10 protein-coding genes are annotated in these 11,465 nt (G+C 70.4%); 8 read left to right on the plus strand and 2 right to left on the minus strand.

Features of this window, described 5'->3' with window-relative positions; all coding sequences use genetic code 11:
- The 6 genes from B3I25_RS03345 to B3I25_RS03370 all read left to right on the plus strand — a co-directional run.
- A partial coding sequence (locus B3I25_RS03345; RefSeq protein ID WP_286737803.1) for a PTS fructose transporter subunit IIC occupies positions 1-1,697 on the plus strand: 1,697 nt, incomplete at its 5' end.
- Positions 1,698-1,703: 6 nt separating this feature from the next.
- Positions 1,704-3,437: a phosphoenolpyruvate--protein phosphotransferase gene (gene ptsP, locus B3I25_RS03350; RefSeq protein ID WP_286737804.1), complete on the plus strand. Its 1,734-nt coding sequence runs from the start codon at positions 1,704-1,706 to the stop codon at positions 3,435-3,437.
- Between the two features lie 47 nt (positions 3,438-3,484).
- Positions 3,485-3,766, plus strand: a complete 282-nt coding sequence (locus B3I25_RS03355) for an HPr family phosphocarrier protein (RefSeq protein ID WP_035963817.1) — start codon at positions 3,485-3,487, stop codon at positions 3,764-3,766.
- 124 nt (positions 3,767-3,890) lie between these two features.
- Positions 3,891-5,798 carry an FMN-binding glutamate synthase family protein gene (locus B3I25_RS03360; protein ID WP_064847219.1) on the plus strand — a complete coding sequence of 636 codons (1,908 nt, stop codon included), beginning with the start codon at positions 3,891-3,893 and terminating at the stop codon, positions 5,796-5,798.
- Positions 5,799-5,886: 88 nt separating this feature from the next.
- Entirely contained in the window at positions 5,887-6,969 is a 1,083-nt protein-coding gene (locus B3I25_RS03365; RefSeq protein ID WP_035963815.1) for a lipid II:glycine glycyltransferase FemX, read from the plus strand.
- A gap of 148 nt (positions 6,970-7,117) precedes the next feature.
- The gene (locus B3I25_RS03370; RefSeq protein ID WP_098054958.1) at positions 7,118-9,235 is read left to right on the plus strand and encodes a threonine/serine ThrE exporter family protein; all 2,118 of its coding nucleotides are present in this window, start codon (positions 7,118-7,120) and stop codon (positions 9,233-9,235) included.
- Positions 9,236-9,239: 4 nt separating this feature from the next.
- Here the strand turns inward: B3I25_RS03370 and B3I25_RS03375 are convergent, their stop codons facing one another.
- Both B3I25_RS03375 and B3I25_RS03380 read right to left on the minus strand, forming a co-directional pair.
- A complete protein-coding gene (locus B3I25_RS03375) occupies positions 9,240-10,091 on the minus strand; it encodes a siderophore-interacting protein (protein WP_064847217.1) in 852 nt (283 codons plus the stop codon).
- Between the two features lie 19 nt (positions 10,092-10,110).
- Positions 10,111-10,794, minus strand: coding sequence for a uracil-DNA glycosylase (locus tag B3I25_RS03380; protein WP_082943443.1), 684 nt, complete (start codon positions 10,792-10,794; stop codon positions 10,111-10,113).
- 59 nt (positions 10,795-10,853) lie between these two features.
- On the opposite strand from B3I25_RS03380, the gene B3I25_RS03385 reads away from it, so the two are divergent.
- Positions 10,854-11,078, plus strand: a complete 225-nt coding sequence (locus tag B3I25_RS03385; RefSeq protein ID WP_035963809.1) for a DUF3263 domain-containing protein — start codon at positions 10,854-10,856, stop codon at positions 11,076-11,078.
- 151 nt (positions 11,079-11,229) lie between these two features.
- A partial coding sequence (locus B3I25_RS03390; protein WP_286737809.1) for a hypothetical protein occupies positions 11,230-11,465 on the plus strand: 236 nt, incomplete at its 3' end.

Below are 11,465 nucleotides of genomic sequence, written 5' to 3' on the forward strand. Positions count from 1 at the left end.
CCGCCGCGACCGGTGCCGACGGGTCCGCTGCCACGGGAACCGGCGGTGCCGCTGCCGGCGCAGCCGTAGCTGGTGCGAGCGGTGCGACCGCGGCGTCGAACGCCGGGACGCAGGCACCCACCGGAACGCACGCGCCGCTGACCGAATCCGCGACGTCGACGGCGCCCGATGACGCGGGCGCCCGGGGTCCGCGCAGGCTCGTGGCCGTCACGGCGTGCCCCACCGGCATCGCCCACACCTACATGGCCGCGGACGCCCTGGCCAACACCGCCCAGGAAATGGGAGTGGACCTGCAGGTCGAGACCCAGGGCTCCTCGGGCGCCACGCGTCTGGACCCGGCCGTGATCGGTCAGGCGGAGGCCGTGATCTTCGCGACCGACGTGGACGTGCGGGAGCGCTCGCGGTTCGCGGGTCTGCCGTACATCGCGTCCGCGGTCAAGCGCGGGATCGACGAACCCCGCGAGATGATCCAGGAGGCCCTCGAGGCCGCGGACGATCCCCAGGCGCCCAAGGTCACGGGCGACGGCGGTGAGATCTCCGCCGCCGTGACCGGCAGCGAGGGGTGGGGCACGCGGATCCGCAAGGCCGTGATGACGGGTGTCAGCTACATGATCCCGTTCGTGGCCGCGGGCGGTCTGCTCATGGCGATCGCGTTCATGATCGCGGACCCGGTGCTCGTGGCCCAGCAGGCCGACGACATCCTGGCCACCACCACCCTGGGCAACCTGGGGGACGTGTCCCTGGCCATGTACCTGGGTGCGGTGCTGTTCAAGACCGGCAACCTGGCGATCAGCCTGTTGGTCCCCGCGCTCGCGGGCTACATCGCCTACGGGCTCGCGGACCGTCCGGGCATCGCCCCCGGCTTCGCGGCCGGTCTCGTGGCCAACTTCATGGGCGCCGGGTTCATCGGCGGCATCGTGGGCGGTCTGCTGGCCGGCATCTGCGCGTACTGGCTGACGCTGCCCCGGCTGCCCCGCTGGCTCGGATCACTCATGCCCGTGGTCATCATCCCGCTGCTCGCCACGCTGTTCGCCGGCGGGTTGCTGTTCCTGCTGATCGGCGGGCCCATCGCCGCGTTCATGACGTGGCTCACGAGCCTGCTCGCCGGGATGAGCGGTGCCTCGGCCGTGGCCCTGGGTGCCGTGCTTGGTCTGATGATGTGCTCGGACCTGGGCGGTCCCATCAACAAGGTGGCCTATTCCTTCGCCGTGGCCGGACTGGGTGCCGCGACCGTGACCAACACGGCGCCGCAGGAGATCATGGCCACCGTGATCGCCGCGGGCATGGTGCCCCCGCTCGGGATGGCGCTCGCCTCCACCGTTCTGGGCCGCAAGTACTTCAGCGCCGCGGAGCGTGAGAACGGCAAGACCTCGTGGCTGCTCGGCGCGTCCTTCATCTCCGAGGGTGCCATCCCGTTCGCCGCGGCCGATCCGCTGCGCGTGATCCCCGCCTCGATGGCCGGTGGCGTGATCACCGGTGCCCTGACGATGGCGTGGGGCGTGACCTCGGCTGCCCCGCACGGTGGGATCTGGATCCTGCCGGTCGTGGACGGACGCTGGGGCTTCGTGGCCGCCATCCTGGCGGGCACCGTGGTCACCGCCGTGCTGGTCACCCTGTTCAAGCGCATCGGCAACGTGAAAAAGCACGTGGGCGAGGTCCCCGGGGTTCCGCAGACACAACAAACCGTGGAAGTGTGAGACATCATGACTGACAACGACGTGACCGGTGCCGCACAGCAGCGCGTGGAACTGCGCGGTGTGGGGGTCAGCCCCGGGCGTGTGATCGCCCCCGTGGTGCACATGGCACCCGCCGTGAGCGAGCCGCCCGAGGGCGAGCCGCTCACAGGGGACGCCGAGGCCGCGATCGACCGCCTCAAGGCAGCGGCGCTCGAGGTCAAGGCCGAGCTCAAGGAAAGGGCCGCTCGGGCGCGCTCGGAATCCGCGGCGGAGGTACTCAAGGCCACGTCCCTCATGGCGGGGGACAAGGCCCTGATCAAGAACGCGGGCAAGCTCGTGACCGATCAGCAGCTCAGCCCCGAGCGGGCGCTGTGGCAGGCTGCCACCGCGTACGCGGACCAGATGCGGGCCATGGGCGGCTACATGGCCGAACGTGCCGCGGACATCGAGGACGTCCGCGCGCGCATCGTCGCCCGACTGCGCGGGGAAGACGCCCCGGGCGTGCCCCAGCGCAAGGAGCCGTTCGTGCTCGCGGCCGAGGACCTCGCACCGGCGGACACCGCGGTGCTGGATCCGGACGTCGTCGTGGCGCTGGTGACCGCCTCCGGCGGACCCCAGTCCCACACGGCGATCCTCGCGCGCAACCTCGGGCTGCCGGCTGCCGTGGCCGTCGAGGGGATCCTCGAGGTCCCCGCGGGGACGCCCGTGTTCGTGGACGGTGCCGAGGGCGCCGTCGTCGCGGCACCGGCAGAGCACGAACGCGAGGCAGTGACCGCGTGGCAGCGCGCGGCCGCGCAACTCGCCTCCTTCGACGGCCGGGGCGCGCTCGCGGACGGCACCGAGGTCCCGCTGCTCGCCAACGTGGGCACCGGCGACGACGCCCGCGCGGCCGCCGAGGCCGGCGCCGAGGGCGTGGGATTGTTGCGCACCGAGTTCTGCTTCCTGGGCCGGGACAGCGAACCCACCGTGGCCGAACAGACCCAGGCGTACGCCGAGATCTTCGCGGCGTTCGAGGGCAAGAAGGTGGTCGTGCGTACGCTCGACGCCGGGGCGGACAAGCCCCTGCCCTTCCTCACGGACACCACCGAGCCCAATCCCGCGCTCGGTGTGCGCGGCTACCGCACCGACTGGACCACCCCGGGCGTGCTGCAGCGCCAGCTCGAGGCGATCGCGGCGGCGGCCCGGGAGACCGGTGCGCACGTGTGGGTCATGGCACCCATGATCGCCACCGCGGAGGAGGCCGCCCGGTTCCACGAACTCGCGAGCGTCGAGGGGCTGCAGGTCACCGGCGTCATGGTCGAGACACCCGCCGCGGCCATCACCGCCGAGCAGATCCTCGAGCGCGTGGACTTCGTGTCGCTCGGGACCAACGACCTCACCCAGTACACGATGGCCGCGGACCGCATGCTGGGTGCACTCGCCGAGTTGAACTCCCCGTGGCAACCGGCCGTGCTGCGCATGATCGAGCGCACCGCGGCGGGTGCGCGAGCGGCGTCTGACGCGTCCGGTGAACACAAGAACGTGGGCGTGTGCGGCGAGGCCGCCGCGGACCCCGCGCTCGCCGTGGTGCTCGTGGGGCTCGGGGTGGACACCCTGTCCATGAGCGCACGCTCGCTCGCCGCCGTCGCCGCCGTGCTCGCCCGCGTGGACACCGCCCAGGCCGAGCGGCTGGCCGCACTCGCCGTGTCCGCCACGAGCGCGCGCGAGGCCAAGGAAGCCGTGCGGGCACAGTTGCCCGTGCTGCACGAACTGGGGCTGTGACCCCGCCCGAACCAGCGTCACCCGAACCGACCCAGCAAGGAGCTGACATGTCAGAACGCATTGCCACCGTGGCCTCCCGTGTGGGGCTGCACGCCCGGCCCGCCGCGATCTTCGCGGAGGCCGCCGGCGAGTACGAGAACCTGGAGATCACCATCCGCGCCGAGGGCGAGGACGCCGAGGAGGGCATGGACGCGTCCTCGGTGCTGTCCCTGATGTCCCTGGGCGCGGCCCACGGGGACAAGGTGGTCCTCGCGGCCGACGGCGACGGCGCCGAGGAAGCCCTCGAGCACCTCGCCTCGATCATCGAGACGGACCTCGACGCCGAGTGATCCTCACCACCGCCGACGCCGGGCGCCCCTGTGTGGGCACCCGGCGTCGGCGCTTTCCCGGGGGGTGATCGTCGCATTCCGGTGACCGGGGTCGGGGCCCAGGGCGAGGAGTACGGTGAATCGCATGGTGCGGTTTCTCATTCTGACAGGTCTGGTCGTGGCCACGATTGCCACGGTTCTCGCAGCGGTCTTCGGTCCCTGGGGATGGTGGATCCTCGCAGTCATCTTCTTCCTGCTGTTGCTCGTGGGCATCCGCGATGCGACGCAGCGCAGGCACTCGATCCTGCGCAACTTCCCCGTGCTCGGGCACGCGCGGTTCTTCATGGAGAAGATCCGCCCCGAGATCCAGCAGTACTTCATCGAGCGCAACTACGACGGCAAGCCGTTCAACCGTGACCAGCGCTCGCTCGTGTACTCGCGGGCCAAGGGCTTCAAGGGCGACAAGGCGTTCGGCACCGAGCTCAACGTGAACGAACCGGGCTACGAGTACTTCGTCCAGTCCGTGGCGCCCAAGGCGGCCCCGGAGAGCGAGCACCGCGTGCGCCTGGGCGGGCCGGACTGCAAGCAGCCGTACGACGCATCGCTGCTGAACATCTCCTCCATGAGCTTCGGCTCCCTGTCCAAGAACGCCGTGCTCGCCATGAACAAGGGCGCGGCCATGGGCGGGTTCGCGCAGGAGACCGGTGAGGGCGGGCTGACCAAGTACCACCTCGCCCACGACGCCGACATCATTTGGGAGTTCGGTTCCGGGTATTTCGGCACGCGTGACGAGAACGGCAACTTCGACCCGGAGGCCTTCCGCAAGAAGTCCAACCTGCCGCAGGTCAAGGCCATCAACATCAAGCTCTCCCAGGGCGCCAAGCCGGGCCTGGGCGGCGTGCTGCCGGGCTCCAAGGTGACCGAGGAGATCGCGGAGGCGCGCATGGTCCCCGTGGGCCAGACCTGCATCTCCCCGGCCAGCCACTCGGCGTTCACCACGCCGCGCGGTCTGATCCAGTTCGTGGCCCACCTGCGGGAACTGTCCAACGGCAAGCCGATCGGCTTCAAGCTGTGCGTGGGCTCGCGCGTGGAGTTCCTGGCCATCTGCAAGGCCATGATCGAGGAGAAGGTCACCCCGGACTTCATCATCGTGGACGGTTCCGAGGGCGGCACCGGTGCTGCACCGCTCGAGTACCAGGACCACGTGGGCACCCCGCTCGTGGAGGGTCTGATCCTGGTGCACAACGCGCTCGTGGGTGCGGGACTGCGGGACCGGATCAAGATTGGCGCCGCCGGGAAGATCACCTCGGGCCACGACATCGTGCGCCACATCATCCAGGGTGCTGACTTCTGCATGAGCGCGCGCGCCATGATGATGGCCGTGGGCTGCATCCAGGCCCAGGCGTGCCACACCAACAAGTGCCCCGTGGGCGTGACCACGCAGAACCCCAAGCTCTACAAGGCCCTGGACATCGAGGACAAGGGTGACCGCGTGGAGCGTTACCACCGCCTGACCGTGGAGGAAGCGGGCCAGATCATCTCCACCATGGGCTGCGAGCACCCCGAGGAGCTCACGCGTCAGATGCTGCGCCGCAAGGTCACGGCCACCCAGAGCATCTCGTACGAGACCCTCTACCGCTGGCTCACGCCGGGCGAGCTGTTCGAGGGCGTCGAAGGCGGTTGGGGTGAGGACTGGGATTACGCCGATCCGGACAAGTTCACCCCGGGTCACCCGGGCAAGTACGTGTTCAAGGGCCGCAGCCCGCTGGAACCCGGCGACGTCATGCCGGCGGACGATCGCGAGCCGGCGCTGTCCGGTGCCCGCGGCGGCGAGCGCGGTACCGAGTCCGCCACGCCGCGCACGAGCGGGCCGTCCGCGGGGCAGGCCTCCGAGGCGAACCCCGGGCAGTCCACCGCGGGCACGAGCCGGCGTCCCGAGGGGCAGCCTGGCAACGCGGCCGGTGCCCAGCACACGACGAGCGACCCGTCCCCGGACTCCGATCACGTGGACCCCTCCGACGACTCACGCACCCGCAACCCCGGGCTCGCCTGAGCCCGAGGGGTACCATGTGAGGCGGTGCCGCGACAGCGCGGCACCGCCTCACGTCGTCAGTGCCCCCCTGTACAGGATTGAGAGAGCCTTGCGAGAATTCACGGCACGTTTTGCCACCGATCAGGAAATCGCCGAGTGGGACTCCCACGTCACGGCCAACCCCTCTGGTGGCAACCTGTTGCAGTCGGAGGCGTTCGCGCTGGTCAAGAAGGACCACGGGTGGAAGCCGCAGTACGTGGTGTACGAACCCACGGACGGTTCGCAGCCCAGTTACAACCTGGTGCTCGAGAAGTCCGTGCCCGCCCTGGGCAGGCTGTGGTACATGATCAAGGGCCCGGACGTGGCGAGCGTGGACGACATCCCCGGCATCGTGGCGGCCAACGAGCGCTTCGTGGCGGGTCCCGCGCGCGGCGTGTTCGCGATCAAGTACGAACCCGAGATCGTGGCCTCCGACTATGCCGCGGGCGTGATGGCGCGCAGCGGACTCGTGAAGTCCTTCGAGATTCAGCCCAACGACTCCACCGCCGTGCTGGACACGGACATGGACGAGAAGGCCCTGCTCAAGTCCCTGCACTCGCGGGGTCGCAACGCGGTGCGCCGTGCGACCCGCGAGGGCTGCGAGGTGGACCAAGTCCCGCTCACGGAGGAGAACATGCGCGCGATGTACGCGCTCATGGATTCCGTGGGTCAGGGTCACGCCAAGGTGACCCTGCGTTCCTACGAGTACTACCGGGCGTTCTGGAACAATTTTGCCGATCGCGGTCAGGGCCGGCTCTACTTCACGTACGAGGACGGCAAGCCCTCGGTGGGTGCCTACGTGATCTCCTACGGGCGCAAGGGCACCTACAAGGATGGCGGCTCCAAGCCGCGGCGCAAGCAGTACGGGGACTCGCACCTCGTGCAGTGGAGCGCCATCACGGACCTGAAGCAGGACCACGAGATCACCCAGTACGACTTCTGCGGGACCCCGCCCTCCGACCAGCTCAAGAACAAGGAGCACCCCTACTACGGTCTGGGGTTGTTCAAGACGAGCTTCACCAAGACTGTCGTGGATTACGTGGGCGTTTGGGATCAGCCACTCAGCCGCGCGAAATACGCTGTGTGGAACAACGTGGCGGAGAAGGTACAGCGCCAGTTGTGGGTGCGCCGCACGGGTCAGCCCTTCTACTGACCGGCGGCCGCGGCCCCTCCACCCGGCCCCCGCTCGCCCGCAGGCGAGGACGTGGGCGAGCACGGGCGCGCGAGCGGATGCGTGTGGGCCGCACCCCAGCACACAGGAGTCGAACAGTGCCTGCGGCGGCAGGGAAGGGTGATCCCACGTGAGCGTGAGCGAGCAATTGACGCGTCTGGCGCACCAGGGCTACCCGTCCTCGGGTGAGAGCACGGGCCCGCACGCGGTGGACGGTGAACCGTTCGGTCCCGCCGGGGACACCGCGCTGCGCGACGCCGTGCAGCACACGAGTCCGGGGCGTCGTACGCGTTACGCACCGCGCCCCACCGAGGAACAGGCCGCCCGGGCGGAACTGCGTAGCGCGCCCGTGCACACCGACACCCGGACGACGTCGCAGCTGCGGGTCCCCGGCGTCCGTCCCCGCAGCGCCGGGCGCGGTCCCGCGACCGGCACCGGAACGCCGCAGGTCTCCTCCCTGCCCGTCCTCACACCGAGCCAGATCGCCGCCGACCGCGCGGGCCAGGGGCACCGGGCGGCGGTTCCCGCGGCATTGACCGAACCCATCGGCAGCCCGTCCCGGCGTGGCACCGCCCCCGCGAGCTCACCCGTGGAGCGCCCGGAAACCGTGGCGCACGAGCCGGCGCCCGCGACCACCGCGATCTCGCGGGGCGTGTACCCGGCCACCCGGGTCAAATCGTCGCGAGCACCCAAGGCACTGTTGCGCTCCCTCGTGCAGGGGGACGCCGCGCCCACCGCGCCCATGCGTGTGGTGGACCGGCTCACCGCCACACCGTTCCAGCACCTGCGCAAGTTCGGGGACAGCACGGACCGCCAGGCCCGGCGCACCCTGAACTTCGCGCTGCGCCTGGCCGAGACCATGTTCCACTACGGCGCGGACGCGCTGGACGTGGAGAACGCGATCATCGCGGTGTGCGCCACGTACGGGGTGGAGAACCTGGACGTGGACATCACCAACCAGTCGGTGACCATCAACTACGTCGCGGAGACCACGGCCACGGGCAAACTCACCGCCGCCGGCGAGGCCCCGCGGCGGGTCATCGAGGACACCGGTTCCTCCGCCCACCCCGCGACCGCCCTGGCGGGCACACCCGGGACCACGGGGGAGCAGCGCGGGAGCTCCGCGCCGCGCACCGGCCAGGACCCGTGGGGCGATTCTTCGACCTCGAGCCACACCGTGATGCGCGTGGTGCGTTCGTGGACCGACAACTACTCGGGTCTCGCGGACTCCCATCAGCTCGTGACCCGGATCATCGAGGGCAACACGCCCCTGCGGGACGCCGAACGGGAGCTAGCCCGGATCAACGCCCGACCCAAGCCCTACCCCAAGTGGGTCGTGTGGCTCGCCACGGTGATCGCGGCGGGGACCATCACGCTGGCGATCGGCGGCAGCCCGGCCGGTGCGCTCGTGGCCGTGGTCTCCTCCGTGGTGGTGCAGTCCGTCACGGCGAAACTGGGGGCGTGGCGGATCCCGGAGTTCTTCTCCCTCGCGGCCAACGCCCTGGTGGTCACGCTCGGTGCCCTGTTGATCTCGGCGGTGGGGGTCGAGGTGTCCCCGCCCAGGGTCATCGCCGGTGGGATCATCATGCTGTTGCCCACCACCCGCATGGTCTCCACGATGCAGGACGCGATCAACGGTTTCCCCGTGACCGCGGCCGGACGACTACTGTCCACCGCCATGGCGTTCCTGGGGATCGTGGCCGGGATCGCCCTGGGGATCACCTTGTCCGCGCACCTGGGGGTCCCACGGATTGACGTTTCCCAGTCCGGGTTCACACCCGCGGCAGCCATGACCAACACGGTGTTCATGCTGATCTCCACCGCTCTGATCGCGATCACCATGCAGGCGAAGCCGCGTCACCTGCTGCCCGCCGTGGCCGCGGCCCTCGTGGGCCTCGGTTTTTACCACGGCATCGGCAGCTTCGATCCCAGCACACGATTGGCCACGGGCGTGGGGGCTGTGGCGAGCGGTTGCGTGGCCGCGCTGCTCGCGGCGAGGGCCAAGATCCCGCAGGCGATCCTCGCGATCCCCGCGATGACCTACCTGCTGCCCGGGTTGAGCCTGTTCCGCGGAATGTACGCGATCACCGTGGAGAACGAGACCACGGGGGACGGCATCACGGGACTCGTCAACGCCATGGTGTCCATCGTGCTCCTCGCGGCGGGCGTGGTGCTCGCCAAGTACCTCATGCGCCCGTTCATCGAGCGGATGCAGTACCTCTCCCAGCGGCGCAACCGCCGCCGCTGACCGGTCAGAGGATCTTGCCCACGGGCAGCTTCTTCTCCGCCTGGAACGTCTCCTCGGCCCGCCCGGCCGCCCAGTACCCGGACAGGGATACCTGCGAACGCTCGAGCCCGCGGACGTCGAGCAGTTCCTTCCGGGCAGCCTTCATGGCCTCGCGCTCGCCGTGCACGAACGCCTGCACCCCCGCGGTGTCCTCGGGCCACGCGGCGTTCGCGAGTCCCGTCACGAGGGCGCGCTCACCGTCCTGCTGAGCGGCGCGGTGCACCCAGCGCACCCGGACGCCCTCGGGGATCGCGAGGTCGGTGAGGTCGAGTTCGTGGGAGGCGTCCTCGACCTCCAGGACGGCTTCTCCGCGCGCCGAGGCGGGCAGCGCCTCGAGGTTCGCGAGCACGGCGGGGACGGCGGCGTCGTCGCCAGCGAAGACGCTCCACGCGGCGGCCGGATCCGGGAGCCACTTGCCGCCCGGGCCGAGCGCCACGATCCGGTCGCCGGGGGACGCGGCATCCGCCCACGGCCCCGCATAGCCTTCGGTGCCGTGCAGGGCGACGTCGATCCACACGGTCTCGGTGTCGGGTTCCGTGTGGCGCAGGGTCATGTGCCGAGTGACGGGCTGGTCCTGGGGTGCGGCGTTTTCGCGCGCGGCCCAGTAGTCGGGGAACGCGCCGGGCGCGGTCGCCGCGAGCGTGGCTGCGGAGAAGAAGACGAGCTTGACGTACTTCTCCGGCGCCTCCATGTCCTGGAACTGCTCGGCGTTCTCGATCCTGCACACCACGCGCACCATGCCCGGGGAGAGCTGAATCCGGTCCGTAACCGTGAGGTTGAGCTGGGGTTTGCGGGGTCGCGCCGGAGTTTGTGCCATGCGTCCAGCGTAGGTGTTGCTACGCGGGCAGTTCCCACGAGACGGGCTGGGCGCCCTGTTGTTGCAGCAGCTCGTTGGCGCGGGAGAACGGGCGGGAACCGAAGAACCCCCGGGACGCGGACAACGGGGACGGGTGCACCGATTCCACGGTGGGCGCCCCACCCAGCCAGTCCTTGGTGCCGCGGGCGTCGCGACCCCACAGGATGCCGACGAGGGGTTGCTCGCGCGCCCCGAGCGCGCGGATCGCGCACTCCGTGACCGCTTCCCAGCCCTTGCCCCGGTGGGACGCGGGGGAGCCCGCGCGCACCGTAAGGACCCTGTTGAGCAGCATGACGCCCTGCTCGGCCCACGAGGACAGGTCCCCGTGCGCGGGCGGTGTGATCCCCAGATCGGAGTGCAGTTCCTTGTAGATGTTCTGCAGGGACCGCGGGATCGGGCGCACGTCCGGGGCCACCGAGAACGAGAGGCCCATCGCGTGGCCCGGGGTGGGGTAGGGGTCCTGGCCCACGATCAACACCTTGACCGCGGACATCGGCTCGCGAAGCGCGCGGAAGATGTGGTCCCCAGCGGGCAGGGTGTGGTGGCCCTCGGCGTGTTCGCCGCGCAGGAACTCGCCCACGGCCCGAATCTGCGGCTCCACGGGTTGCAAGGCACGGGCCCACTCCTCGTTCATGATCTCGTGCAACGGGGGCGGGGTGTTCACGGTGCGACCTCCAGGGCGTGCGGCCTCCGGGTACCGCCCGGAGCGTTAGGGTTGAGCCCATGTCTACCACGGGCGACGGCCTCGACGAGCTCGACCGGGCCATCCTGGACCTGGAGTCCGAGCACTGGAAGTACCGCGGCGCCAAGGAGTCCGCGATCCGCTCCCGCCTGGGGTTGAGCCCCGTGCACTACTATCAGCGGCTCAACGCCCTGATCTCCTCAGAGGCCGCCGCGCGCCACGCCCCCATGCTGATCTCCCGGTTGCGCCGCGCGCGCAATCGCTGAGTGGGTCCCCGGGTGCACGTGGGATAGTGGGCAGCGCACCGCGGACCCCTGACCGCCGCGGGTCCGGCAGGCGGGGCGCACGCCGTCCCACGGTCCCGGCACCCGCGGGTCGGCGCCCCTGATCCCGCCGTTCGTTGAGGAGAGCCACAGCATGAGCGAGTACCCCCGTGACGAGTTCGACGACGTCCCCGAGGACGGCGCCAGGCAGGGTGCCCACCGAGGCCATAACCCGAATGCCCGAGCGGGGTCCCGGGGCAAGTTCCTGGTCATCCTCGTGACCGGTGTGCTCGCCCTCGTCCTGGGGGCGGTGGCCTTCGTGAACGCCCCGCGCACGGCCCAGGAAGCGCTCGCCCTCCCCGCCGCAGCCGTTGCGGTGTCCCCGGACGA

It is taken from the genome of Kocuria sp. UBA1838, from assembly GCF_002338785.1.
Taxonomy (GTDB): Bacteria; Actinomycetota; Actinomycetes; order Actinomycetales; family Micrococcaceae; genus Kocuria; species Kocuria marina.